Below are 23,411 nucleotides of genomic sequence, written 5' to 3' on the forward strand. Positions count from 1 at the left end.
AGACAGATGACACTGCGACGCAACCGCACGATGACCCTCGCCGGGGCCGCCCTGGCCACCACCCTCACCCTCGCCGCCTGTGGCGGCGGTGACTCCGGTGGCGGCGAGTCCGAGGGTGACTCCGGAGAGGCGGCCGCCGGCGGCGCCGAGGGCACGATCACGATGGGCTTCATCCCGTCCTGGACGGACGGGCTGTCCACCGCCTACCTCCTGGAGGACCAGCTCACCAAGCTCGGCTACGAGGTCGAGATGGAGGAGCTCACCGAGGCCGCCCTGCTCTACACCGGGCTGGCCGAGGGCGACGTCGACATGTACCCCTCCGCGTGGCCCGAGGTCACCCACGCGCAGTACATGGAGGAGTACGGCGACCAGATCGAGGACCTCGGCGCCTACTACGACAACGCGAAGCTCACCTTCGCCGTGCCGAGCTACACCGAGATCGACTCGATCGCCGAGCTCACCGGCAACGCGGACATGTTCAACGGGCAGATCATCGGGATCGAGCCGGGCGCCGGCCTGACCGCCGCCACCCAGGACTCGGTGATGCCGGAGTACGAGCTGGAGGGCGACTACGAGCTCGTCACCTCCTCCACCTCCGCCATGCTCACCGAGCTGGAGAGCGCCATCAACGACGAGGAGGACATCGTCGTGACGCTCTGGCAGCCGTTCTGGGCCAACAGCGCCTTCGACGTCAAGACCCTCGAGGACCCGGAGGGCGCGCTCGGCGAGGCCGAGGCGCTGCACTTCCTCGGCACGGAGGGCTTCTCCGAGGAGTTCCCGGAGGCCGCCGAGCTCATCGCCGGCATCCAGCTGGACGACGAGGAGTACGGCGCGCTGGAGGACATGGTCGTCAACGAGTACGGCGAGGGCCAGTACGAGGAGGCGGTCGACGCCTTCCTGGAGGAGTACCCCGACGCCTTCGACACGATCGTCACCGAGGAGGGCTGAGCCCCACCGCACGATCCGACGGCCCTGCGGCAGCACGCCGCAGGGCCGTCGGCGTGCGCGGCGATTTCCCGACCCGCGCGACCGCTTGGAAGACTGGACCACCATGTCCCCCGGTCCGACCCGCATCTCCGTCGAGCTCGTCCCCCGCAGCGCCGAGTCCGTCCGCGGCGAGATGCAGCAGGTGCGCGAGCACCTCACGACCGTGGACACGGTCAACATCCCCGACCTGGTCAAGTTCGACCTGCGCAGCTGGGCGGCCACCCAGGTCGCCCGGGAGTCGACCACCCGGGGCGACGGAACGGCATACCGGACGATCCCGCACATCCGGGCCGCCGACGTCGACCCGGACGTGCCGCTGCCCATGGCGCAGGAGGCGCGGCGCACCGGCGAGCTGCTCGTGGTGTCGGGCGACGACGCGGACTACTTCCACTCCTCGACCTACCCGGTGGACGCGGTCGACGTCATCCGGCGCATGCGGGCCGAGCTGCCCGACGTGACCATCTACGCCGGGCTGGACCCGTACCGGCAGGCGATGACGACGGAGATGCGCTACCTGGACCGCAAGCTCGCGGCCGGTGCGAGCGGCATCTTCACCCAGCCGTTCTTCGACGTGCACCTCATGGAGGCCTGGGCCTCGGTGCTCCCCTCCGACCTGCCCGTGTGGTGGGGGGCGACCTCGGTGACGACGGACGGGGCGATGGGCTACTGGCGCCGCCGCAACCGGGTCGTCTTCCCCCGGGGCTTCGACACCTCGATCGGGTGGCAGCGCGACTTCGCCCGCCGCGTGGTCGACTTCGCCCGCGGCCGCGGGCACCACGCCTACCTCATGCCGGTGCGCGCCCCCCTGCTGGACTACCTCGGCGGTGTCCTCGACGAGGCCTGAGCGCGACAGGCGGGTATGTCGCACCTCGCTGCCATCGTGCTGCCATGACGACGAGGTGGGGGACGCGCTCCGGTGACCTCCGTGCTGCGGACGTCCGGCTCGGCGACCCGGCCAGGCCGGTCGCCGGGGAGGGCGACGGACGGGTCCGCCGCGCGGTCGTCCTCATCCACGGGATCGGCGAGCAGGAGCCGACCGGCACCCTGCGCGGGTTCCTCGACGGCCTGGGCCTCGGTCGCGAGGCCTGGAGCAAGCCGGACCGCGTCAGCGACAACCTCGAGCTGCGCCGCATGTCCCTCTACGGCCAGGCCACCCGGCGCGCGCCGACCGACCTCTACGAGCTCTACTGGGCGCACCACGCCCCGTCGGCGAGCGGGCCCCAGGTCGTGGCCTGGCTGGTCCGGCTGCTGCATCGGCGGTCGGGCTGGACGGGCGGGCCGGCCGCTCCCGCCCTCAACGTGCTCACCCTGCTGCTCATGCTCACCGTGCTCGCGGCGGCGCTCATCGCCGTGCTCATGGTCTCCCGCGAGGGGGTGCGGGCCTGGCTGACCGAGCCACCGTTCTGGGTGGCCGCCGGCCTGGCGGCGGTGCAGGCCGCGGTCCGACCGCTGCTCACCCGCCGGCTCGCCGACGCCGAGCGCTACCTGACTCCCGACCCGGCCGGGGTGGCGGCCCGGACCGAGATCCGCAGCGAGGGCCTGGAGCTCATGCGCCGCCTGCACGCCTCGGGGGTCTACGACGAGATCGCCGTCGTCGGCCACTCCCTCGGGTCGGTCATCGGCTACGACATCCTGCGGTTGTTCTGGGACGAGGCCAGGCACCCCACCTTCGAACGCGCCGGCCCCCAGCCGGAGGCCGAGCGGCTCGTGCACGACTACAGCGACCCGCTCGGCCTCGCCCCCGGGGAGGTCGAGGTCTTCCAGCACGTGCAGCGCCGGCTGTGGCGGGAGTGCCGCGACCGTGGCGTGCCGTGGCTCGTCACCGACTTCGTCACCCTGGGCTCCCCGCTGGCGCACGGCCGCCTGCTGCTCGACACCCGGGCCTCCTCGCTGCAGCGACGCCAGGACGACCTCGAGCTGCCCACGTGCCCTCCGATGCCCTCGCTAGCACCCTCGGCCGACGCCGACGAGCGCTCGGCGTCCTTCTACCCCGCGGTGCTGCGCAAGGGCGACCTCGAACGGTCGGTGCTCGTCGGCAACCACGGAGCGCCCTTCGGCCCGACCCGGTGGACCAACCTCTACTTCCCCACCCGCTGGCTCGTCTTCGGCGACCCGGTCGGCGGGCCGTTGCGCGAGGTGCTGGGCACCGGCATCCGGGACGTGGCGGTGCACCACTCCGGGCGCCACCACCGCTGGTGGCACCGCCTGCTGCCGCTGCACGACCACCTGCGGTACTGGGCCCGGCTGGACGGCCCGGCCCGGAGCCGGCCCGCCACGGTGGAGTCGGTGCCGCTCATCCGGGCCGTCCTGGGGCTGGAGGCGCAGCAGGAGCAGGTCGTCAGAGGCGGCTGAAGGCCGTCGCCAGCAGCACCGGCTCCCCGACGCCGTCGCTGGCGTCGAGGTCGCACTCGGCCTCGACCACCCAGTCGAGGTCCCCGTCGGGGTCGGTGACCGTCTGGCTCACCCGCCACACCCGCTGGGCCGTGCCGTCGCCGATCCGCGCCTGCGCCGGGGGCACCGGCTCGACCCGCAGGTGCTGGGGGCCGCGCGCGTCCGCGTCGAGGACCACCTGGTCGTGGTCGTCGTAGAACGCCCCCACCGCGTCGTCCCAGTCCTGCCGCGACATGAGGGGCTCGACGGCCGGCTCGGGCAGGGCCGCGACCTGGGCCTCGAGGTCGCCCAGGGCCTCCCAGGCGTCGTCGGCGACGAGCTCCACCCGACGCCACATCGCGTTGCGGACCATGACCCGGAACGCGCGCTCGTTGCCGGTGATCGGGCGGGCCGGTGGCGGCGGCGCCCCGGTGGCCGCCTGGCGGGCGACCTCCGCGACGCGGTCCGGGTCGGTGAGCGCCTCCCACTCCTCCAGCAGCGAGGAGTCGGTCTGCCGGATCGTCTCGCCCAGCCAGTGCACCAGGTCGTGCAGCTGCTCGGTGTAGGCCGACTCGGGGACCGTCTGGCGCAGGGTGCGGTAGGCGTCGGTGAGGTAGCGCAGGACCACGCCCTCGGAGCGGGCGAGCTGGTAGTAGCCGACGAACTCGGTGAAGCTCATCGCCCGCTCCCACATGTCTCGGACCACGGCCTTGGGCGAGAGGGCGTCCTCGCGCACCCACGGGTTCGACTGGCGGTAGGTCGCCAGGGTCACCTGCAGCAGCTCGGCCAGCGGCTGCGGCCAGGTGACCTCCTCGAGCCGGGCCATGCGCTCGTCGTACTCCAGCCCGTCGGCCTTCATCTGCGCGACCGCCTCGCCGCGGGCGCGGTAGCGCTGCGCGAGGAGCACCGGCATCGGGTCGTCGAGGACGGCCTCGACGACCGAGACCACGTCGAGCGGGTAGGTGGGCGCGTCCGGGTCGAAGAGGTCCAGCGCGGCGAGCGCGAACGGGGCCAACGGCTGGTTGAGGGCGAAGTTCTCGGCGACGCCCGGCCCCAGGTCGATGCTGCGGCCACCGTCGCCCGGCGGGTCCAGGCGCACCAGCACCTCGGTGTCGAGCAGCGACCGCCCCAGGCTCACCGCCTGGCGGGCCAGCCGGTTCTGGGCGGCGGGCGTCTCGTGGTTGTCGCGCAGGAGCCGCGACAGGTGAGCGACCGGGTCACCCCGGCGGGCGACGGTGTTGAGGATGACCGCGTGGTCGACCTTCATCTTCGACTGCAGGGACTCCGGCTCGGCGCCGACCAGCTTGGCGTAGGTCTGCTCGCTCCAGGAGACGAAGCCCTCCGGCGGCTTCTTGCGCTGCACCTTCCTCTGCTTCTTCGGGTCGTCCCCGGCCTTGGCCAGGGCGCGGGCGTTCTCGATCGCGTGCTCGGGGGCCTGCACCACGACATACCCGGAGGTGTCGAAGCCGGCGCGCCCGGCCCGTCCGGCGATCTGGTGGAACTCCCGCGCGCGCAGGACGCGCTGCCGGGAGCCGTCGAACTTGGCGAGCCCGGTGAACAGGACGGTGCGGATGGGCACGTTGATGCCCACCCCGAGGGTGTCGGTGCCGCAGATGACCTTGAGCAGGCCGTCCTGGGCGAGCTGCTCGACCAGGCGGCGGTACCTCGGCAGCATGCCGGCGTGGTGCACCCCGATGCCGTGCCGGACCAGCTGGGACAGGGTCCGGCCGAAGCCCGCGGTGAAACGGAAGGCCCCGATCCGGGTCCGGATCGCCTCCTTCTCGGCGGCGTCGACGAGCTGGGGCACCGACAGCAGCGACTGCGCGCGCTCCAGCGCCTCCTTCTGGGTGAAGTGGACGACGTAGATCGGCGCCTGGCGCTCCTCCAGCAGCTCGGTGATGGTGTCGGGCAGCGGCGTCATGGCGAGCGACTCGGCGAAGTGCAACGGCACCGGCCGCTCGGCGCCCGCGACGAGCGCGGTAGGCCGCCCGGTCCGGTGGGTGAGGTCGTCGCTGAAGCGCGTGGTGTCGCCGAGGGTGGCTGACATCAGCACGAACTGCGCCTGGGGCAGCGTCAGCAGCGGCACCTGCCAGGCCCAACCGCGCTGGCCGTCGCCGTAGTAGTGGAACTCGTCCATGACGACGACCCCGATGTCCGCGCCCTCGCCCTCCCGCAGCGCGATGTTGGCCAGCACCTCGGCCGTGCACACGACGATCGGGGCGTCCGCGTTGACGGCCGCGTCACCGGTGAGCATGCCGACGTTCTCCGCGCCGAAGGTCCGGCACGCGTCGAAGAACTTCTCGCTGACCAGGGCCTTGATCGGCGCGGTGAGGAAGGCCACCTCGTCGCGGGCCAGCGCCAGGAAGCAGGCCGCCGTCGCCACGAGCGACTTGCCGCTGCCGGTCGGCGTGGCCAGGACGACGTTGCTCCCCTCGAGCAGGTGCAGCAGGGCCTCCTCCTGGTGGGTGTAGAGCGCGGTGCCGCGGTCGGCCGCCCAGCCGGTGAAGGTGTCGAAGAGGGTGTCGGCGTCGGGCGCGCCGGCACCGGCTCCCGAGGACGGGAGACGGTCGGTCAGGGTCTGGTCGGAGGACATCCCCTCCATTGTCGGTGATGGGGCGTCCCCGGCCCGCCTCGCCGCGCGTCGCCCCGGTGGCGTCGGGCACGATGGGCAGATGCTCAGCGTCGACCTCGCCCGTCAGCTGCACGATGCCGGCCTCATCTGGTCCCCCCTCGCCGGGGACCGCTTCGTGGTGGACCGCTCCGGGATGACGCACGACGTCTTCTACCTGGCCGACATGACGGTCGAGGTCCACGAGTTCGTCGGGGGCTCGGTCATCGGCTTCAACGGCGTCGCGGAGTGGGCCCTGGACTCGGTGGCGCTGGACGACACGACCTGGCTGCCCCGGGAGGACCAGCTGCGCGCGGTGCTCGGCCACGACTTCGTCGGGCTGGGGCTGCGCCGCGGCGACGACGGCGCCACCGACGACCACGGCGGCATCGAGTACGCCGTCGTGACCCTGGTGGAGGGGTCACCCACGACCTTCGCCCACCGGGACGCCGAGGAGGCCTACGGGCTCGCGACCCTGGCGGTGCTGCGCACCCGCCACTGACCCCCCGGCAAGACCGTGGACGTGGCCGACCCGCCGCCTCTAGCCTGAGGCATGGCGCCCGACGAGACCGAGTTCTTCCACTCCGACCGGGCTCACTACGAGTACCTGCGGCAGCAGCGGGAGGCGGCCGAGGACGCGGCCGCCAGGGAGCGCTCCGAGCGCTCCGGCTGCGGCGTGCTGTGGCTGCTGCCGGCGCTGCTTGCCGTGGCGTCGGTGGTCGCGCTGGACGACGTGCTGGCCGCCTACCCCTTCTGGTCCGAGGGGATCTACGAGGCCGTGCCGCGGGACTGGGTGGACGCGGCGGCCGAGCGGTGGTGGGCTGCGGGACTGCTCGCCGTCGGCGTGCTCACGCCGCTGTGGCTGCTCGCCTGGGCCGTCGCGGCAGTCCGCCGGCAGGTGGCGGTGAGGATGCGCCGCGGCTGGCTGCTGGGGCCGCTGCGATGGGTCTGGCTGACCGTGGCCACCGGGGTGCGCGCCCTCCTCACGCTGGCCGGTCTGGTGACCGCCTGGCAGGTCGTCCGGCTCAGCCGGGGGATCCCCCTCCAGGACGTCCCGGACCTGCGGACACCTGCGCTGCTCGTGCTCGGTCTCGTCGGTGCGGCGTCGGCGCTGCGCGCCTTGGTCCTGCACCGGCAGCTCCCGGCGGCGTCCTCGCTCAGCGCACGATGGTGACCTGCGGGGCGTAGAGCTCCATGGCCGCGAGCGCCCGCTCGTGCGCCTCGTCGCTGGAGCCCGCGCAGGCGGCCGCCGCGATCTCGACCGTGCAGCCGGCGTCCGCCGCCGCCAGCGCGGTGGAGAGGACGCAGCAGTCGGTGGCGACCCCGGCCAGCACCAGGTGGGCGTCCGCACCGACGACGTCGCGCAGCCGCTCGCCCCACTTGCCGAAGGTCGGCTCGCTGACGGTGTGCGGCAGCCTCAGGTCGGCGATCTCGTCCACGAGGTCGAAGATCGGGTCGTGCTGCTCGCGGTCGGCGAAGGGGAAGCGGTCCAGGTAGGCCACCCACGATCCGTGCTTCACGTGCGGCGGCACCCAGCGGGTCTGGACGACGCGACCGCCGTGCTCCTCGACCAGCGCCCGGATCGGCCCCAGGGTCTGGGCGAACCGTGGCGCGCACCACTCGGAGGCCGGGTCGGCGAAGATCCGCTGGGCGTCGACGACGACCAACCAGGACTCCGGCGTCATACCCCCTCCTCCTGCCGGCGGACGATGCCGCGGCCGAGCACCAGCCATCCGACGAAGCCGATGGCGAGGGCGACCAGCACGCCCAAATTGGCCCACGCCCAGGTGCCCTCCTTGCCGCCGAGCCCGAGCGGGCCGAGGAGGTAGCCCTGCCAGTTGTTCCAGGCGGCGGCGTCGGCGAAGGTGTTGATGACCAGCCCCCAGCCGACGACGGCGGCGAGCACCATGATGCCGACGGCGGTCCAGTTCCAGTCGCCGTAGCGGCCCCGCGGGTCGAACAGCGCCTGCTCGTCGTAGTCCTTGCGCCGCAGCGCCACGTCGGCCATGAGGATGCCCGCCCACGCGGCGATGGGCACCCCCAGGGTGATGAGGAAGCTCTGGAAGGGGGCGAGGAAGCTCTGCGCGAAGAAGACGACCCAGATGGTGCCCAGGGTAAGGATGGTGCCGTCGATGAGCGCGGCCGCCGGCCGGGGGATGTCGACCCCCAGGGAGAGCAGGGTCAGGCCCGAGGAGTAGATCCCGAGGACCGCGCCGCTGACGAGGGCGAGGACGGCGGCCAGCAGGAACGGGACGAGGAACCAGATCGGCAGGATCGTCGCCAGGGTGCCGATGGGGTCGTTGACGATGCCCTCCTCCAGCTCGGGCTGCGAGCCGATGAGCAGCAGCCCGTAGAGGACCAGCAGCGTCGGCGCGAGGGCGCCCCCGAGGGTGTTCCACAGGACGATCGCCGCCCCGCTCGCGTCCCGGCGCTGGTAGCGCGACCAGTCCGCGGCGATGTTGATCCACCCCAGGCCGAACCCGGTCATGAGCATGACCAGGGCGCCGATGACCGCCTCGGTCGGGCCCGCCTCGCGCGAGGTCACGGCGGCGAGGTCGATGCGGTCCAGGGTCATGAGGATGTAGGCGACCGTGGCCGCGCCGGTGACCCAGGTGAGGACCGACTGGAGCCGGATGATCGTGTGGTAGCCGGCGACCGAGGCACCGACGATGAGCGCGGCGATGACCGCGCACGCCAGCACCGAGGTGGTGGTGCCGCCGCCCCAGCCGAGCTGGGTGAAGACGGTGGCGGTGGCCAGCACGGCCATGATGGCGAGGAAGGTCTCCCAGCCCATGGAGATGAGCCAGGAGAAGACGCCGGGCACCTTCTGCCCCTGGACCCCGAAGGCGGCGCGGGACAGCACCATGGTGGGCGCCGAGCCGCGCTTGCCGGCGATGGCGATGATGCCGCAGGCCAGGAACGAGGCGACGACGCCCAGGAGGGTGACGAGCAGAGCCTGGGTGAAGTTGATGCCGAAGCCGAAGACGTAGCTCGCGTAGCTGATCCCGAAGACCGAGACGTTCGCGGCGAACCACGGCCAGAAGAGGTCGTGCGGGCGGGCCGTCCGCTCGGCCTCGGCGATGATCTCGATGCCGTTGGTCTCGACCAGGCGCCGTTCGGTCTCGCTGAGCCGCGGCGCCGCTGCCGGAGGGGTCTGCGTCATGGGCCCACTGTCCCACAGGGCACGGCCGCCGGCTGGCGGTCTGTCGGTGCCACCCCCTACCGTGGAGGGTATGACGAAGCGTGCGACATACATCCCCGTCCTGGCGGCGGCTGCCCTGGTCGGCGGCACGCTGGCCGCGCCCGCCGTGGCCGCTCCCCCGCACGACCGGGACCGGCCGGTGGAGCTGGACGTCCGCTTCGCCACCTTCAACGCCTCGCTCAACCGCGCGGCCGAGGGCGAGCTCACCGCCGACCTCTCCACCGGTGAGGACCAGCAGGCCCGCAACGTGGCCGAGACGATCCAGCGGGCCGCGCCCGACGTGGTGCTGATCAACGAGTTCGACTACGCACCGGACCACGTCGACCTCTTCCGCGACAACTACCTCGAGGTCGGGCAGGACGGCGCGGAGCCCGTCGACTACCCCTACGCCTACATCGCCCCGTCCAACACCGGCGTCCCCAGCGGGCTCGACCTCAACGACGACGGCCAGGTCGGCGGGCCGGACGACGCCTACGGCTTCGGCTTCTTCCCCGGCCAGTACGGCATGGTCGTCTACTCGCGCTTCCCCATCGACACCGAGGCCGTCCGCACCTTCCAGCGCTTCCGGTGGGCCGACATGCCGGGCAACCTGATCCCGACCGGCTTCTACGACGCGCAGGAGCGTGAGGCCCTGCGGCTGTCGAGCAAGTCGCACTGGGACGTGCCGATCGTGGTCGGTCGGCAGACGGTGCACCTGCTCGCCGCGCACCCCACGCCTCCCACCTTCGACGGCCCGGAGGACCGCAACGGGCGGCGCAACCACGACGAGATCCGGTTCTGGGCCGACTACGTGGCCGGGCCGCAGCACTCGCGCTACATCTACGACGACCGCGGTCGGACCGGCGGGCTCGCACCCGGTGAGCGCTTCGTCATCGCGGGCGACTACAACGCCGACCCCCACGACGGCGACTCCCGGGACGGCGCGATCAACCAGCTGCTCGACCACCCCCGCGTCAGCACCCAGGTCGTCCCCGACAGCGAGGGCGCCGTCGAGGCCGCCGAGGTGCAGGGCGGGGCCAACGAGTCGCACGTGGGTGACCCGGCCCACGACACCGCGGACTTCAACGACAACCCCGAGCCGGGCAACCTGCGGGTGGACTACGTCCTGCCCAGCCGCTCCCTGCCGGTGCGGGACGCCGGGGTCTTCTGGCCGACCAGCGACGACCCGCTCTTCGACCTCGTCGGAACCTTCCCGTTCCCCACGAGCGACCACCGCCTCGTCTGGACCGACGTCCGGCTGCCGCACCGACGGTGACCCGGCCCCGGATACGGTGGAGACATGACGGACGGAGCACAGCCGCACGGAGCCAGGCAGCCCCACCGCACCGGTGACGACCCGGTGCCACCGCTGCCCGGACCGCCCGCTCCCGGGCCCCGCGAGGACGTCGACCCGCCGATGACGATCATCGGCGGTCCGGCCGCCCAGGACTCGCCCGACTGGCGCCCGGACCGCAGCGGCGAGCAGGCCGGCGGCCTGCAGTCGCAGGGGACCGATCTCCCCACCCCGGCCCCTGCCCGCATCACGACCTTCTTCAGCTCCACCCAGCGGACCGGCCGGTGGCAGGTGCCTGCGGTGCTCACCGTGTCCGGCGGGTTCTCCGAGACCGTGCTGGACCTGCGGGAGGCAGTCGTCACGACCCCCGTGGTGGAGCTGCGGCTGAACGACGTCTTCTCCAGCTGCAAGGTGATCGTGCCGCGCGGTGTCGGCGTCGACGTCCAGGGCGGCAGCGCGCTCTTCAGCGAGCTCAAGGGCGACTACGAAGGCATCTCCGACCCCGGACGGTGGCGGCTCACCATCGCGCACCACGGCGCCTTCAGCAGCGTGCGCATCCTCACCCTCGACCCGGGCGAGCCCGAGCCGAAGTGGTGGCGCAAGCTCCTCTGAGCCGACGGAGGAGCGACCGCGCTCCCGTCGCCGTGCGTCGACGGCTAGCCTGGAGCGCCGGAGCCGCCGGACGTCGGTCCACGGCTCCTGGGCCTCTAGCTCAATTGGCAGAGCTGCGGACTTTTAATCCGTAGGTTGTGGGTTCGAGCCCCACGGGGCCCACTCGCGCGTGTGCTGCCCGTCCCTCGGACGGGCCGGCGCTGCAGCACACACGCACGGTGTCGGGGCGCTGCAGCGCCGCCGTCCCTCAGCAGTAGGCGAAGGCGCGTCGATCCAGGCGCGTATAGCGGCGCCGTCCCAGGGCGAGCAGCCATCGGACCGGCGCGGGAGCACCCGTCAAGAGACGGTCGACACCGGCTCGTGGCAGCTCGTCGACCACCCAGGGCAGCATGAAGAGCATCTGCCCCGGGGAGGGCTTGCCGCGCAGGACCGTGGCCTCGAGGTGCTCCCACTCGGCAGCGGTGATGTGCTGCTGGATCAGCCGGATGGCGTCGACCTCCTCGTGCGCCAGGTGGGCGTCGAGCACCTCGCCGAGGGTGACCACGGCTCGCCGCAGGTCGGTGCGGGTGGCATCGGCGCCCCCGTCGGCCCTACGGTTCGCCAGGAGGCACAGACCTTCTCGGACCTGGTCCAGGAGCGGGTCGATCGAGCCGTGCTCGGCCTCCATCGCCTCGAGGACCACACGGCCGGGGTCATCTGCCCGCTCGAGCAGCAGGGGCCAGATGCCCTCGTCCTCCTTGGTGTGGTGGTGGTGGAGCTCGCGTGCGAAGAGGTCCCACCGGGTCAGGAGGGCCTCCCAGGTAGGACGCGATGCCACGGGGGTGGCGTGGACCGCGGAGGCGAACCGTGCGAGGTCACGTCGGAAGGCGTGGTGCATGACATACATGCCGGTCATGTCGCACGGCCCGGGCGGGGCGGCGGCCTGTCCCGGGAGCAGCAGGGGTTCGGTGGGGAGGGACGTCATGACGGGATTCCTTCGGTCAGGCGGAGGGTGGTGAGGTGGAGCGCGACGACGACGGCGGTGACGATCCACGGGCCCGTCTCGCCAGAGGGAGGCAGCGGGTCTCGGACGACGTGGACGAAGCCGTCGGTGCGGACGACGTGAGCCATGCGGACGGGCGTGGTACCGGCGAGCGCCGAGTCGAGGACCGTGGCCGCGCGGCCGGGTGAGGTGACGGCCAGCCCCCGCGCCCGGGCGTGCGCCGTGAGGGAGGCCCAGCTGGCGCCGGCCCCGACCGTGGCGGTCAGCTCGCGCCGGTCCACGAGGACGCTGTCCAGCCGATGGGTCAGCACCATCATCGCGGGACGACCGTCGCTGCCCGCCGCACGGCCCGTGCCGGTGTGAGGCCCGATCAGCCGCAGGCCGTGGACCCGTGCGACATCGACCGCTGCCCGCACGGCTGCCTCGGACGCCGGGACGACCAGGACGTCCGGCCGGGCCTCGAGCTCCGGGTGGACGGCGGCCGCCAGGTCGTAGGCCGGGTCGGTGGGATAGGCCACCAGCCCGTCAACGGTGCGGCGCAGCGCGTCGACGGCGGCGGGCGGGACGGGAGAGCTTCGTGATCGCATGCACGGCAGGTTCACGTGACCCGCTTGTCGACGACTTGCGGCCGACCTGCAGTCGGCCTCAGGCCCGGAGGTGCTCCGGGGTGCGGACCCACGTGCGGTCCCACGTGGTCGCCCGGCCGGGGCCGGTCAGCCGTAGGGCGTCGTCGAAGTGGTACGCGGCCCTCTGCGGGTCGCCGAGCAGCGTCGCGAGGAGGCCCAGGTAGTGGTCGACCGGTCCCATCGCGAGGGCTCCGTTGAGGGAGCGGGCCAGGTGACCGGCCCACGGAAGCATCTGCTCGTAGACCACGTGAGCATGGTCGACGTCACCCAGCTCGGTCACGACGTGAGCCCGCACAGCGATGTCGAAGAGCCAGGTCGCGTCGTGCTGCATGGGGCTGGGACTCCACATGGCGCGGGCCCCCTCGACGTCGCCGGCGTCGAGGAGCGTCACGACGACGAGGTCCGTCGAGTGCCAGGGCATGAGCTCGGTCATCCGTACCGCGTGCTCGTGCAGCCCGGAGGTGTCGCCCGCGGCGAACTCGACGGCGAACATCACCCAGAGCCAGATGAGGTAGCCGTTGGGGTCGCCGGAGGACGTGATGGCCTCGCAGATCGTCGCGAAAGAGGCACGGGCACCGTCGAGGTCGCTCTGCAGGAGCATGGTGGTGGCCTCGAAGATCGACGAGAGCAGCAGCAGCTCGGGCAGCTGTCCGCTGGTCCCGGCACGGACGGCGGACTCGATGTGGTCCGCGGCGGTGCTGAGGTCGGCCCGTGCGACGGCAGCCGAGTGGAGGAACATGTGGGCGACCGCGAGGTACCCGTGCAGCCCGGCGCGTTCCGCAGCCACTCGCATCCGCTCACCCAGACGGTCCAGGACCCCGGGGTCGCTGGACGCCAGGACGCCGAAGTAGGCCGCGTTGAGGGCGCGGCACGTCAGCTCCGGGTCCCCCAGCTCCTCGGAGAGCGCCACAGCCTCGGTCGCCGCCTCCACGACGACGTCGATGTTCCACGGGTCCGCCTCGATGACGAGAGCGTTGAGGAGCTCCAGGCGCAGCACCAGGTCCTCGTCCCGGAGGTCGCCGAGGAGCTGACGCAGCTCCTCGATGGCGCACTCGTCGACCTGGCTGGCCGCGCGGCGCGTCCACATCATCGGCGCCTGCCAGCGCCACGCCCGGGCGACGTCGTACGTCGTGCCGTGCGCCCTGGCCTGCGCGATGGCCGCCTGGCGCTCGGCCGCCGCGGCGACCGTGTCACCCCCACGGGCCAGCGCGTCGACGAGGTCCAGCCGGACGGGGAACGACGCCCGCGGATCAGCATCCGCCAGCTCGTACGCGCGCAGCGCGGCCCGCAGGTGAGGCACGGCGTTCGCCGGGCTCGTCCGACCGGCGGCCGCGAGCAGGAGGGGGACCGAGGTGGCTGCCGATCGCCGGTCGAGGCACGCGGCCGCATGATGGGCGATCTCGTCCACACGGTCGGGGCGCCGGGCCAGGTAGGCCGCGAGCGCGGCCCTGTGCAACCGGGTGCGGCGCAGCGGTGGAAGCCGCCCGTAGAACGTGTCCCGGACCAGGGCGTGGGTAAAGCGCAGCTCCGAGGGCCGTGGGCTGTCCAGCAGCCCTGCCACGAGCCCCGCGTCGAGGTGGTCGGCGACGGTGTCCTCGTCGCCGCCACCCCAGTGCTCCTCGAGGGCGACGACGAGGTCGAAGTCGATGTCACGGCCCAGGACGGACGCGCGGGCCAGGACGTCGACCGTCGCCTCGGGCAGGCGCTCGATGCGACGCAGGAGCAGGTCACGGATGGCGGCCGGGAGCCCGTCCACGGCACGGACTCCCTCAGACCTGACGAGCTGGGCGAGCTGGCGCAGGAACAGCGGGCTGCCGTCGGCGCGGTCCAGCAGACGGGCCAGGGCCGGGGGTGGGAGCGTCCGTCCGAGGTGCTGGGCCAGGACCTCCTTCGCCGCCCGGTCGTCCAGGCCGCTGAGCCTGAGCCGGTCCAGGGTGCGTTCCGTGGTGAGCGCCAGCGCGGCGGCGAGGTCGCGACCGATCTCGTCGCTGCGGAAGGTCGCCACGACCAGGAGCGGCACGGTGCTCGACTCGACGACGTGCCAGAGCACCTGCAGGGTCTCGTCGTCGGCCCGGTGCAGGTCCTCGAGCACGACCATGGAGCGCCCACCTCGACCCACGAGGCGGTCCACCAGCGTGTCGGCGAGGACGAACGCGCTCCCCTCGTCCGGCACTGGCACGCCCAGACCCTCCAGGACCTCGAGCCAGGCGTGCCCGGCCGGGGCGCCCTCGACCTCGGGGCAGTGGCCACGCACGACTGACCACCGACCTACCGACATGTCTGCGAAGCGGGACACCAGCGCCGACTTGCCGGACCCGGCATCTCCCTCGACCCACACCAGGCACCCGCGGTGGCGGACCGACGCCGCCGCGGCGTCGAGCCTGGCCAGCTCGTCCTCGCGGCCCGCCAGGAACGGGGAGTCGTCCGTCGAGGCCTCGGGCCCAGGCGCGGCCGCGGCGGTCACCGAGGAGCGCTCGGGCGGCGCGAGGTGCTGGGCGTGGTTGAGGATGTCGTGCTCGAGGGAGCGGACCTCGGGGCCGGGGTCCACACCGAGGTCGTCCACGAGTCGGGCACGCAACGCAGCCAGCGCGGCGAGCGCCTCGGCCTGCCGGCCCGCCCCGTAGTAGGCCCGGGCCAGCAGTCCGACAGGCTGCTCTCGCAGCGGGTACTCACGGACGTGCTGCTCGAGCGCGGACAGGGCCTCGTCTCCGCGCCCGAGCCGGAGCAGCGCGCCGGCCCAGGCCTCCGTGGCGCCGGCCCGCAGCTCGTGCAGTCTCGTGGCCTCGGTCGCCGCCCACTCCTGCTCGAGGTACTCGGCGAAGGGCTCGTCGGTCCACAGCTCGCGTGCTGCGTCCAGGGCTCCGACGGCCGCGGCGTCGTCCAGCTCCGCCGCGCTGCGGACGAGCGCGGCGAAGCGCCAGGTGTCGACGGCCTCGTCGGGCCGGGACAGGGCGTACCCGGGCGGGCTGCTGACGAGGACCGACGCCGGGCGGCGTCTCTCCCGGTCAGGCTCGAGCGCCGACCGCAGCCTCGAGACGTAGGCCTGCAACGCGCCGGTCGCGCTCGGTGGGGGCTCGCCGCTCCACAGCTCCTCGAGAAATCGGTCGGTCGAGACCCGGCGCCGACCGGCCGCGACCAGCATCCCCAGGACGGCGCGCTGGCGCGGCCCACCGAGGTCGACGGGCTCCCCGTCGAGGTAGGCGCGCACGCGGCCGAAGGCGCAGACCTCGAGCATGGACTGATCCTAGGGACGAAGGGACGGCTGACGAGGTCATCGTCAGCCGTCCCGCTTGCAGTCGACTAGCACGAAGGACGGGCAGGGACCCGTCAGGCGTCGACCAGCTCCCTAACGTCATCTCGACGGGCGCTCGTCCGCCGCAGCATCAGCACCCCGAGCGAGGCGACCATGAGACCACGAGGCAGCTCCACTACCACCCCGGTCAGACCAGGCAGCTCGGGGAACGGGACGAGGAGCGGCAGCGTGCCCACGAAGAGGAAGACGCCGATCCAGGTCGGTATGCCCTGCGCCCTGATCAGCGCGACGCCGATGATGAGCAGGCTCAGGACGAAGATCAGGCCACCCACCACCTGCAGGGTGACGAAGGCGCTGCCGTCGAAGATCTCGCCCTGGTCGGAGATCAGGCGACGCCCGTCGGGGTCGGCGGCGAGCGTCGGCGCGACGAAGGCCTCGACGACCAGGTGGGACATGGCGCTGAGGGCGTTGCCCAGCATGTAGCCCACGAACCCGACGAACCCCAGGCGGCCCAGCTCTTCGCGGAAGAAGAGGTAGGCGCCCGGCAGACCGAGCATGAGGAACAGCGCGCCGAGGTAGATCAGGTACTGGGCCTCGGGAGAGCGTGGGGCGAGGAACACCTCGATGGAGTGCGACTGCCCGTCGATCACGGGGTGCAGCACCCCGCCCAGCAGGCTGGTGACGAAGGACAGGACCAGGGCGGCCGCGCTGAGGCGGTAGAGCGTGGTGGGAGTCATGGGAAGACCGTCGGCCGTCCCGCTTGCGACGCGGTTGCAGGCGCCTGCACCTCGCCATACGCCAGGTGCCGTGGGGGGAGCCGGCTGGCACGTCCGCGTCGCCCGCATCCGGTGGCCCGATGGACGCATTCTTACTACATACCGTAGTATCAAGGGGTCGCGTCCACCTGGACGCCGCACCTCACACGACCGGAAGGCTGGACATGAAGGCTGCCGTGGTTCCCACGATCGGAGCACCCCTGGAGATCCGCGAGATCCCCGTCCTCGAGCCCGGCCCCGGGCAGGTCCTGGTGCGCGTCGAGGCGTCCGGCCTGTGCCACACCGACATCCACGCCGCCCGCGGCGAGTGGCCGGTCAAGCCCACGATGCCGCTCGTGCCCGGCCACGAGGGCGTCGGCACGGTGGTCGCCCGCGGTGAGGGCGACTCCCCCGTGCAGGAGGGCGACCGGGTGGCGGTCCCCTGGCTCGGCCACGCCTGCGGCCACTGCCGGTACTGCGTCGGCGGCTGGGAGACGTACTGCCTCAGCCCGCAGTACACCGGCTACACCATGGACGGCGGGTATGCAGAGTACGTGCTGGCCTACGCCTCCCACGTGGTCGCGGTGCCCGACGGCGTCACCTCCTTCGACGCGGCGCCGCTCACGTGCGCCGGTGTGACCACCTACAAGGCGCTCAAGGTCGCCCGTCCCCAGCCGGACGAGACCGTGATGGTCGTCGGCGTCGGTGGACTGGGCCACCTGGGCCTGCAGTACGCCACGGTGTTCGGTGCCAGGACGGTGGCGGTCGACGTCGAGGACGAGAAGCTGCAGCTGGCCACGGAGCTGGGGGCCGACCACACCGTCGACGCCCGGTCCGGTCGTCAGGAGGAGGAGCTGGCCGCCCTGGGTGGGGTCGACGTGGCGCTGGTCACCGTGCCCTCGCCCGCGGCGATGCGCGCGGCGCACGCCTCGCTCAACCCGAACGGCCGGCTGGTGCTCGTCGGCCTCCCGGCGGACAACCGGCTGGAGCTGCCGGTCTTCGAGACCGTGCTGAGAGGGATCTCGGTGATCGGCTCGCTCGTGGGCACGCGCAACGACCTGGCCGACTGCTTCGCCCTGCACGCCCGGGGGCGCACCCGCGTCATCGCCGAGCCGCGGCACCTCGAGGACGTCAACGAATGCTTCGAGGAGGTCCTGTCCGGCCGCGTCCCGGCACGGCTCGTCTTCGACCTGTCCGAGGGCGCCTAGCCGGCGCCGTCTGGGCGGATGCACCGGAAACCTTGGTGGCTGGTGCCGGTGTCGACCGCCTGGGGGCGACGGGCCGCCGGCCGGTACCTCAGGCAGTACGTGTCGGCGCACAGGTGCGAGCCGCCCTTGACCACCTTGCGACCGATCCGGGCCTGCGGCTGAGCGGGGTCGTAGCTCCGCTCCCGCGCCCCGTCGCGCGCCTCGCCGGGGTGGCAGCACGGGCCGGCCGTCCGGTCGTGGTGACGCTCGCTCCACCAGTCGTCCGTCCACTCCCAGACGTTGCCGGCCATGTCGTGCAGCCCGTACCCGTTGGGCGGGAAGCTGCCGACCGGGGCGGTCCGCAGGAAGCCGCTCTCTCCGTCGCTGCGCCACGGGAAGTCGGGCCCGTCCCAGGTGTTCGCCATGATCCGGCCACCGGGCCGCGCCTCGTCCCCCCAGGTGTAGGCGGCTCCCTCCAGCCCTCCCCGGGCGGCATACTCCCACTCCGCCTCCGTCGGGAGCCGCCCACCGACCCACGTCGCGTACGCCTGCGCGTCCTCGTGGGCGACGTGGACCACGGGGTGCCCCTCCATGCGGTCGACCGAGCTCCCCGGCCCCTGCGGGTGCCGCCAGCTGGCTCCGGGCGTCCAGCTCCACCACCGGCTCACCTGACGCAGGTCCACCGGCCCGGGCGTGGGGGTGAAGACCAGAGACCCCGGCCGCAGGTCGTCCGGTGGCACCCCGGGGTAGTCAGCAGGGTCCAGGTCGCGCTCTGCCACGGTGACGTGACCGGTGGCCGCGACGAAGGCCGAGAACTGGGCGTTGGTCACGGCCGTCGCCTCGATGGTGAAGGCGTCCACCCGCACCCGGTGCGCCGGCGCCTCCTCCGGGTAGTGCACGTCCGAACCCATGGTGAAGTCGCCACCCGGCAGGTGCACCGGGGCCAGGGTGTGCGGGATGTCGGGCACGGCCCTCCTCGTGGACGCGGCCACGCTATCCGACGCGACGCCGGAACAGCAGGACGGCACCCGCCTGACCCAGCACGAGGACGCCCGCGCACCAGGCGAGCGCCACCCAGATCTCCGCGCCGACCGGTTGCCCGGACAGCAGGGCGCGCAGACTGTCGACCACGGGGGTGACCGGCTGGTGCTCGGCGAACCACCGGACCGGCCCGGGCATGGTGGCGGTCGGCACGAAGGCCGAGCTGAGGAAGGGCAGGAAGATCAGCGGGTAGGAGAACGCGGTGGCGCCGTCCAGCGAGCGGGCGGACAGCCCGGCGACGACCGCCCACCACGTCAGCGCCAGCGTCACCAGGAGCAGGATCCCGGTCACGGCGAGCCAGGCGAGCGGGCCGGCGGGGCTGCGGAAGCCCATGAGCAGGGCCGCGACGACCACGACGGCGAGCGAGACCAGGGTGGCCGCCAGCGAGGTCAGCACGTGCGCCCACAGGACCGGTGCCCGGGAGATGGGCATCGAGCGCAGACGTTCGACGATCCCTCCCTGCAGGTCCGTGAACAACCGGTATGCCGTGTAGGCCAGACCTGTGGCGACGGTGATGAGCAGGATGCCCGGCAGCAGGTAGTCGACGTAGGACGTCCCGGGCACCGACCCCGCTGCCACTGCCCCCGCACCGGCCTGGATCGCGCCGCCGAAGACGTAGACGAAGAGCAGCAGGAAGGCGATCGGCATGACCGCCGTCGTGACGACCGTGTCCGGGCTGCGCAGGACGTGCCGCAGCGAGCGGCGGGTCAGTGCCGCGGTCTCGTGCAGGGTGTGTGTGCTCATCGTCCGTCCTCCGCGTGCTCGCCGGCGTCGGACGGGTCGTCCCCGACCAGCGCCAGGAAGATCTCCTCCAGGGTGGGCTGCTTCTCCACGTACTCGACCGTGGTGGGAGGCAGCAGCGCGCGCAGCTCGGCCAGGGTGCCCTCGACGAGGACCCGGCCGCGGTGCAGGATGGCGATGCGGTCCGCGAGCTTCTCCGCCTCCTCGAGGTACTGGGTCGTGAGCAGCACGGTCGTGCCGGCCGCGGCGAGGGTGCGGACCGCCCCCCACACCTCGAGCCGTCCCTGCGGGTCCAGGCCGGTCGTCGGCTCGTCGAGGAAGACCACCGGCGGGCTGCCCGTGAGGCTCATGGCGATGTCGAGGCGCCGCCGCATCCCTCCCGACCAGGTCACCACCCGCCGGCCACCCGCCTCGGCGAGGGAGAACTGCTCGAGCAGCTCGTCGGCGCGCGCTCCCGGGTCCGCGAGGTGCCACAGCTGCGCCATGAGCACGAGGTTCTCCCGTCCGGTGAGGACCTCGTCGACGGCGGCGAACTGACCGGTGAGGCTGATCGAGCCGCGCACCTGCGCGGCCCGGGTCGCCACGTCGAGGTCGCAGACCGTGGCGGTGCCGGCGTCCGGGGGCAGGAGCGTGGACAGGATGCGCACGAGGGTGGTCTTGCCGGCGCCGTTCGCGCCGAGGAGGGCGTAGATGCTGCCGCGCTCGACCAGCAGGTCGACGCCGCGGAGCACGTCGACGTCGGCGAACGACTTCCGCAGGCCGCGCACCTGGATCGCGGGACCGGTGGTCGTGCTCATCCCCGGGCTCCGTGCTGCTCGATCGAGGTGGCCCGGGCGATGGTCTCGCCCAGCCGTCGCCGCTCGTGGGTGACCCAGCGGGCCTCGTCGTAGCTGGCGAGGAAGGTCTCGGCGAACTCGACCGGGTCCTCGCCCACGACGTCCGCGACCGAGAGCCCGTCGGCGGCGCTCTGCTCGAAGAGATCGACGAGGTCCTCCAGCATCTGCACCAGCACGCCACCGTCGGCGATGCCACCCGCCACCATGACATACCGGTCGAGGCCCTCCACCGCCGTGCGGTGGTGGGCCGGCAGAGCCCGACGCCTGGCCTTGTACCTCCAGTAGCGCCGCTTCTGCGACCACGGGCCGGTCACCGCCTCGATCCACCGTGCCGCCATGCTCACGCACCTTCCTCTCGGAGCTGGTCCAGCCGTTCGGTGAGGAAGCTCCAGGTCCTCCAGAACTCGGTGAGGTACTCGCGCCCGTGGGCGTTGAGGGTGAAGACCTTGCGCGGGGGCCCCTTCTCCGAGGCCACCTTCTCGACGTGGACCAGGCCGCGCTGCTCGATGCGGATGAGCAGCGCGTACACCGTCCCCTCGGCGAGGTCGGTGAAGCCCTGGTCGCGCAGCCGCGCGGTGATCTCGTAGCCGTAGGCGGGCCGCGACGACAGCAGCGTCAGGACGATGCCCTCGAGCACGCCCTTGAGCATCTCCGTCGACTGTCTGCCCACCGCGGGTCCGATCTACTCAGTGTTGCTGACTACCTGGTACACAGTAACGCTAGGTACCGCCCGCCGCAAGCACCTTCCACCCTGTCGGACCTGGCGCCCATACTGGGTCCGACCCGAGCGACGGAGGAGACATCCCGTGACACCGACCCTCGACCCCGAGCAGGCACGTCAGGTCCCCGGCCTGGTGCGCGCCTACCTCACCGCCCGCGACGCCGGCCGGTATGCCGACGCTGCCGCCCTCTTCGCCCCTGACGCGGTGGTGGTCGACGACGGCAGGACGTATACCGGCATCGACGCCGTCTCCGACTGGATCGTCGAGTCCGCGACGGCGGTGGAGCACACCACGACCCTGCTGGGCCACACGGTCGAGGACCAGGCCGTGGACCTGCGCGTCCGCGTCGACGGGGACTTCGCCGGGGGGACGGTGACCGTGTGCCAGCGCTTCACCCTCGACTACGGGGTCATCCGCCGCCTCACGATCGAGCCGGAGCCCGCGCCCTGACCACCGGGGCGAGCCCCCACGACCCTTCGCTGCGGCGTCGTGCGCCCGTGGACCGGTCAGGCCGGGGCGAGCCGCTCCAGCACGGTGTGCAGCACCCGGAGCAGCACCGCCTGCTCGTCCGCGTCGACGCCGTCCAGGAACAGCCGCCGCACGGTCCGGACGTGGTCCGGGGCCGCCCCCTCCAGCGCCTCACGACCGGCCTGCGTCAGCACGACGAACGACCCCCGACCGTCCTCCGGACACTCGACCTTCTGCACGAGGCCCCGGGTGCCCATCCTGCGCAGGTGGTGGGAGAGCCGCGAGCGCTCCCAGTGCATCTGCTCGGCGAGCGCGGAGACGCGCAGCCGCCCCTCCTCCGACTCCGAGAGCCGGACCAGCGTCTCGAAGTCCTGCAGGGACAGCTCGCTGTCCTCGTGCAGCGCCCGGCCCAGCGCGGCCGGCAGCTCGGTCTGGACCCGCAGCCAGGCGCGCCACAGCTGCATCTCGTCGTCGTCGAGCCAGGGGGTGGTGGCACTGGGCATGCCCCCGAGGATAGCAGTTGCGTGACACGTCACCAAGATCTAGAGTGGAGGTTGACAGTTCAACCACATCCCGAGAGGACCCCACCATGACCGACGTCGCCCCGACCACCACCTCCCTGCACGACCTGGACGGCACCTACGCCATCGACGCCTCGCACAGCCGCGTCGGCTTCTCCACCCGGCACGCCATGGTCACCAAGGTCCGCGGCGCCTTCAACGACATCGAGGGCAGCGCGAGCACCGGCACCGGCCTGCAGGACGCCTCCATCCGGCTGACCATCCAGGTCGGCTCGGTCGACACCCGCTCCGCTGACCGCGACGGGCACCTCCGGTCCCCCGACTTCTTCGACGTCGAGACCTACCCGACGATGACGTTCACCTCCACCGAGGTCACCGCGGTCGACGACGAGACGCTGCGGGTGACCGGCGACCTCACCATCAAGGACGTCACCCGCCCCGTGACGGTCGATTTCGAGTACGCTGGGGCCGCGACCGATCCGTTCGGCAACCAGCGCATCGGCTTCGAGGGCTCTACCGTCGTCAACCGCAAGGACTTCGGTCTCACCTGGAACGCCGCGCTGGAGACGGGTGGTGTGCTGGTCGCGGAGAAGGTTACCCTGGAGTTCGAGATCTCGGCCATCAAGTCCGTCTGATCTCGCACACACTCCCCCGGGCCGTGCCTGCAACCGGCCTGGGGTGAGCGCGGCCCCGCTGGACCTGTGACCCGGCGGGGCCGTCGTCATGTCCGGAGCCGCCTCGTGCCTGCGAGAGACCGGGGCCTGCGTGGTCGGTGCCGGCGTGGCTCGGCGGTGGTGGAGCCGACTCGTCCTGCCGCCCAGGGCGCGTCGTGCAGACTGGGGCCATGGCATGGGACGACCTGCCCGGCGACCCGGAGCGGGAGCGGTGGGACCGCCGGGACGAGGCGGCGGCCCAGCTGCGCCTCAGCCGGCACCTGCAGCTGCAGCTGCCGAGCCTCGTCGCGCGCCGGGTCCCCGTCCGAGGGATCACCCCGGGCCCGATCCAGGGCGTCGGCCGCCTGCGGCTGGCCGACTCCACGACCTTCCTCGTCGGCGGGGTCGTCCCCGGCGGCCTCGGCCGGGTCCTGCGGGCCCTGCACGACCACCACGCCGTGACGATCGCCGCCTGGGAGCAGCGCGACGACGGCCTGCAGCTCACCCTCCGGGGCGTGCCCGGCCGGGAGCCGGTGCGCATCTGGCTCATCGGACCGGACCAGCCGGACTGACC

General features: G+C 72.6%; 24 protein-coding genes and 1 tRNA gene. 12 read left to right on the plus strand and 13 right to left on the minus strand.

Going from position 1 to position 23,411, the window contains the following annotated elements; all coding sequences use genetic code 11:
- Positions 1-6 precede the first annotated feature (6 nt).
- The 3 genes from EUS26_RS00940 (at position 7) to EUS26_RS00950 (ending at position 3,339) form a co-directional block, all read left to right on the plus strand.
- Positions 7-948: a glycine betaine ABC transporter substrate-binding protein gene (locus EUS26_RS00940; RefSeq protein WP_130011299.1), complete on the plus strand. Its 942-nt coding sequence runs from the start codon at positions 7-9 to the stop codon at positions 946-948.
- A gap of 103 nt (positions 949-1,051) precedes the next feature.
- Entirely contained in the window at positions 1,052-1,831 is a 780-nt protein-coding gene (locus tag EUS26_RS00945; RefSeq protein ID WP_130011300.1) for a methylenetetrahydrofolate reductase, read from the plus strand.
- 44 nt (positions 1,832-1,875) lie between these two features.
- The gene (locus EUS26_RS00950) at positions 1,876-3,339 is read left to right on the plus strand and encodes a hypothetical protein (RefSeq protein ID WP_130011301.1); all 1,464 of its coding nucleotides are present in this window, start codon (positions 1,876-1,878) and stop codon (positions 3,337-3,339) included.
- Here EUS26_RS00950 and EUS26_RS00955 read toward each other — a convergent pair.
- Positions 3,326-5,950, minus strand: a complete 2,625-nt coding sequence (locus EUS26_RS00955) for a DEAD/DEAH box helicase (protein ID WP_130011302.1) — start codon at positions 5,948-5,950, stop codon at positions 3,326-3,328. The genes EUS26_RS00950 and EUS26_RS00955 overlap by 14 nt on opposite strands.
- A 79-nt stretch (positions 5,951-6,029) precedes the next feature.
- Between EUS26_RS00955 and EUS26_RS00960 the strand changes: the two genes are divergently transcribed.
- Together EUS26_RS00960 and EUS26_RS00965 are read left to right on the plus strand one after the other, a co-directional pair.
- Positions 6,030-6,467, plus strand: a complete 438-nt coding sequence (locus tag EUS26_RS00960) for a pilus assembly protein CpaE (RefSeq protein WP_130011303.1) — start codon at positions 6,030-6,032, stop codon at positions 6,465-6,467.
- Between the two features lie 51 nt (positions 6,468-6,518).
- Positions 6,519-7,139: a hypothetical protein gene (locus EUS26_RS00965; protein WP_130011304.1), complete on the plus strand. Its 621-nt coding sequence runs from the start codon at positions 6,519-6,521 to the stop codon at positions 7,137-7,139.
- On the opposite strand, the gene EUS26_RS00970 is transcribed toward EUS26_RS00965, so the two are convergent.
- On the minus strand, positions 7,123-7,650 hold the full coding sequence (locus EUS26_RS00970) for a cysteine hydrolase family protein (protein WP_130011305.1): 528 nt from the start codon (positions 7,648-7,650) through the stop codon (positions 7,123-7,125). The two genes, EUS26_RS00965 and EUS26_RS00970, sit on opposite strands and share 17 nt — an antisense overlap.
- Positions 7,647-9,128, minus strand: a complete 1,482-nt coding sequence (locus EUS26_RS00975) for a purine-cytosine permease family protein (RefSeq protein WP_130011306.1) — start codon at positions 9,126-9,128, stop codon at positions 7,647-7,649. Before EUS26_RS00975 ends, EUS26_RS00970 begins: the two co-directional genes overlap by 4 nt.
- A gap of 70 nt (positions 9,129-9,198) precedes the next feature.
- Here EUS26_RS00975 and EUS26_RS00980 point away from each other — a divergent pair, with 70 nt between their 5' ends.
- The 3 genes from EUS26_RS00980 to EUS26_RS00990 all read left to right on the plus strand — a co-directional run bounded on the left by EUS26_RS00980 (position 9,199) and on the right by EUS26_RS00990 (position 11,214).
- Positions 9,199-10,422, plus strand: coding sequence for an endonuclease/exonuclease/phosphatase family protein (locus tag EUS26_RS00980; protein WP_130011307.1), 1,224 nt, complete (start codon positions 9,199-9,201; stop codon positions 10,420-10,422).
- A 24-nt stretch (positions 10,423-10,446) separates the two neighbouring features.
- Positions 10,447-11,052: a hypothetical protein gene (locus EUS26_RS00985; RefSeq protein WP_130011308.1), complete on the plus strand. Its 606-nt coding sequence runs from the start codon at positions 10,447-10,449 to the stop codon at positions 11,050-11,052.
- 89 nt (positions 11,053-11,141) lie between these two features.
- Positions 11,142-11,214: transfer RNA gene (locus tag EUS26_RS00990), tRNA-Lys, on the plus strand.
- An 85-nt stretch (positions 11,215-11,299) separates the two neighbouring features.
- Here EUS26_RS00990 and EUS26_RS00995 read toward each other — a convergent pair.
- From EUS26_RS00995 to EUS26_RS01010, 4 genes are all read right to left on the minus strand, one after another.
- Positions 11,300-12,016, minus strand: a complete 717-nt coding sequence (locus EUS26_RS00995; RefSeq protein ID WP_130011309.1) for a hemerythrin domain-containing protein — start codon at positions 12,014-12,016, stop codon at positions 11,300-11,302.
- On the minus strand, positions 12,013-12,621 hold the full coding sequence (locus EUS26_RS01000; protein WP_130011310.1) for an FAD-binding protein: 609 nt from the start codon (positions 12,619-12,621) through the stop codon (positions 12,013-12,015). Before EUS26_RS01000 ends, EUS26_RS00995 begins: the two co-directional genes overlap by 4 nt.
- A 58-nt stretch (positions 12,622-12,679) precedes the next feature.
- Positions 12,680-15,895: an ATP-binding protein gene (locus EUS26_RS01005; RefSeq protein ID WP_130011311.1), complete on the minus strand. Its 3,216-nt coding sequence runs from the start codon at positions 15,893-15,895 to the stop codon at positions 12,680-12,682.
- A 92-nt stretch (positions 15,896-15,987) separates the two neighbouring features.
- Positions 15,988-16,650: a hypothetical protein gene (locus EUS26_RS01010; RefSeq protein ID WP_130011312.1), complete on the minus strand. Its 663-nt coding sequence runs from the start codon at positions 16,648-16,650 to the stop codon at positions 15,988-15,990.
- Between the two features lie 203 nt (positions 16,651-16,853).
- Here EUS26_RS01010 and EUS26_RS01015 point away from each other — a divergent pair, with 203 nt between their 5' ends.
- On the plus strand, positions 16,854-17,876 hold the full coding sequence (locus tag EUS26_RS01015) for a zinc-dependent alcohol dehydrogenase (RefSeq protein ID WP_130011313.1): 1,023 nt from the start codon (positions 16,854-16,856) through the stop codon (positions 17,874-17,876).
- On the opposite strand, the gene EUS26_RS01020 is transcribed toward EUS26_RS01015, so the two are convergent.
- Genes EUS26_RS01020 through EUS26_RS01040 form a run of 5 tightly spaced genes read right to left on the minus strand, consistent with a single transcriptional unit; the run spans position 17,873 to position 21,143 of the window.
- Positions 17,873-18,823 (minus strand): formylglycine-generating enzyme family protein, encoded by a 951-nt coding sequence (locus EUS26_RS01020; RefSeq protein ID WP_272947940.1) that lies wholly within the window; start codon positions 18,821-18,823, stop codon positions 17,873-17,875. The genes EUS26_RS01015 and EUS26_RS01020 overlap by 4 nt on opposite strands.
- A 25-nt stretch (positions 18,824-18,848) precedes the next feature.
- Entirely contained in the window at positions 18,849-19,640 is a 792-nt protein-coding gene (locus EUS26_RS01025; protein ID WP_130011314.1) for an ABC transporter permease, read from the minus strand.
- Positions 19,637-20,434: an ABC transporter ATP-binding protein gene (locus tag EUS26_RS01030; RefSeq protein WP_130011315.1), complete on the minus strand. Its 798-nt coding sequence runs from the start codon at positions 20,432-20,434 to the stop codon at positions 19,637-19,639. The genes EUS26_RS01025 and EUS26_RS01030 overlap by 4 nt, the downstream gene beginning before the upstream one ends.
- On the minus strand, positions 20,431-20,811 hold the full coding sequence (locus tag EUS26_RS01035; protein WP_130011316.1) for a DUF1048 domain-containing protein: 381 nt from the start codon (positions 20,809-20,811) through the stop codon (positions 20,431-20,433). Before EUS26_RS01035 ends, EUS26_RS01030 begins: the two co-directional genes overlap by 4 nt.
- A 2-nt stretch (positions 20,812-20,813) precedes the next feature.
- Positions 20,814-21,143, minus strand: a complete 330-nt coding sequence (locus EUS26_RS01040; RefSeq protein WP_130011317.1) for a PadR family transcriptional regulator — start codon at positions 21,141-21,143, stop codon at positions 20,814-20,816.
- A 136-nt stretch (positions 21,144-21,279) separates the two neighbouring features.
- On the opposite strand from EUS26_RS01040, the gene EUS26_RS01045 reads away from it, so the two are divergent.
- Entirely contained in the window at positions 21,280-21,645 is a 366-nt protein-coding gene (locus EUS26_RS01045; RefSeq protein ID WP_202864993.1) for a nuclear transport factor 2 family protein, read from the plus strand.
- 56 nt (positions 21,646-21,701) lie between these two features.
- Here EUS26_RS01045 and EUS26_RS01050 read toward each other — a convergent pair whose 3' ends face one another.
- Positions 21,702-22,166 carry a MarR family winged helix-turn-helix transcriptional regulator gene (locus EUS26_RS01050; protein WP_238148758.1) on the minus strand — a complete coding sequence of 155 codons (465 nt, stop codon included), beginning with the start codon at positions 22,164-22,166 and terminating at the stop codon, positions 21,702-21,704.
- An 86-nt stretch (positions 22,167-22,252) separates the two neighbouring features.
- On the opposite strand from EUS26_RS01050, the gene EUS26_RS01055 reads away from it, so the two are divergent.
- Positions 22,253-22,819 (plus strand): YceI family protein, encoded by a 567-nt coding sequence (locus EUS26_RS01055; protein ID WP_130011319.1) that lies wholly within the window; start codon positions 22,253-22,255, stop codon positions 22,817-22,819.
- A 209-nt stretch (positions 22,820-23,028) separates the two neighbouring features.
- Complete coding sequence (locus EUS26_RS01060; RefSeq protein WP_130011320.1) at positions 23,029-23,409, plus strand: hypothetical protein; 381 nt, start codon at positions 23,029-23,031, stop codon at positions 23,407-23,409.
- The last annotated feature ends 2 nt before the right edge of the window (positions 23,410-23,411 follow it).

It is taken from the genome of Serinicoccus sediminis (genome assembly GCF_004153545.1).
Lineage (GTDB): Bacteria > Actinomycetota > Actinomycetes > Actinomycetales > Dermatophilaceae > Ornithinicoccus > Ornithinicoccus sediminis_A.

Bases quoted from the DNA above. Each gene is read 5' to 3' on its own strand.
- EUS26_RS01030 (WP_130011315.1), bottom strand. From the start codon at position 20,434: ATGAGCACGACCACCGGTCCCGCGATCCAGGTGCGCGGCCTGCGGAAG.
- EUS26_RS01005 (WP_130011311.1), bottom strand. From the start codon at position 15,895: ATGCTCGAGGTCTGCGCCTTCGGCCGCGTGCGCGCCTACCTCGACGGG.
- EUS26_RS00995 (WP_130011309.1), bottom strand. From the start codon at position 12,016: ATGACGTCCCTCCCCACCGAACCCCTGCTGCTCCCGGGACAGGCCGCC.
- EUS26_RS01060 (WP_130011320.1), top strand. From the start codon at position 23,029: ATGGCATGGGACGACCTGCCCGGCGACCCGGAGCGGGAGCGGTGGGAC.
- EUS26_RS00985 (WP_130011308.1), top strand. From the start codon at position 10,447: ATGACGGACGGAGCACAGCCGCACGGAGCCAGGCAGCCCCACCGCACC.
- EUS26_RS01015 (WP_130011313.1), top strand. From the start codon at position 16,854: ATGAAGGCTGCCGTGGTTCCCACGATCGGAGCACCCCTGGAGATCCGC.
- EUS26_RS00945 (WP_130011300.1), top strand. From the start codon at position 1,052: ATGTCCCCCGGTCCGACCCGCATCTCCGTCGAGCTCGTCCCCCGCAGC.
- EUS26_RS01055 (WP_130011319.1), top strand. From the start codon at position 22,253: ATGACCGACGTCGCCCCGACCACCACCTCCCTGCACGACCTGGACGGC.
- EUS26_RS00955 (WP_130011302.1), bottom strand. From the start codon at position 5,950: ATGTCCTCCGACCAGACCCTGACCGACCGTCTCCCGTCCTCGGGAGCC.
- EUS26_RS01000 (WP_130011310.1), bottom strand. From the start codon at position 12,621: ATGCGATCACGAAGCTCTCCCGTCCCGCCCGCCGCCGTCGACGCGCTG.
- EUS26_RS01050 (WP_238148758.1), bottom strand. From the start codon at position 22,166: ATGCCCAGTGCCACCACCCCCTGGCTCGACGACGACGAGATGCAGCTG.
- EUS26_RS00950 (WP_130011301.1), top strand. From the start codon at position 1,876: ATGACGACGAGGTGGGGGACGCGCTCCGGTGACCTCCGTGCTGCGGAC.
- EUS26_RS00940 (WP_130011299.1), top strand. From the start codon at position 7: ATGACACTGCGACGCAACCGCACGATGACCCTCGCCGGGGCCGCCCTG.
- EUS26_RS01035 (WP_130011316.1), bottom strand. From the start codon at position 20,811: ATGGCGGCACGGTGGATCGAGGCGGTGACCGGCCCGTGGTCGCAGAAG.
- EUS26_RS00975 (WP_130011306.1), bottom strand. From the start codon at position 9,128: ATGACGCAGACCCCTCCGGCAGCGGCGCCGCGGCTCAGCGAGACCGAA.
- EUS26_RS01010 (WP_130011312.1), bottom strand. From the start codon at position 16,650: ATGACTCCCACCACGCTCTACCGCCTCAGCGCGGCCGCCCTGGTCCTG.
- EUS26_RS01025 (WP_130011314.1), bottom strand. From the start codon at position 19,640: ATGAGCACACACACCCTGCACGAGACCGCGGCACTGACCCGCCGCTCG.
- EUS26_RS00970 (WP_130011305.1), bottom strand. From the start codon at position 7,650: ATGACGCCGGAGTCCTGGTTGGTCGTCGTCGACGCCCAGCGGATCTTC.
- EUS26_RS00980 (WP_130011307.1), top strand. From the start codon at position 9,199: ATGACGAAGCGTGCGACATACATCCCCGTCCTGGCGGCGGCTGCCCTG.
- EUS26_RS00965 (WP_130011304.1), top strand. From the start codon at position 6,519: ATGGCGCCCGACGAGACCGAGTTCTTCCACTCCGACCGGGCTCACTAC.
- EUS26_RS00960 (WP_130011303.1), top strand. From the start codon at position 6,030: ATGCTCAGCGTCGACCTCGCCCGTCAGCTGCACGATGCCGGCCTCATC.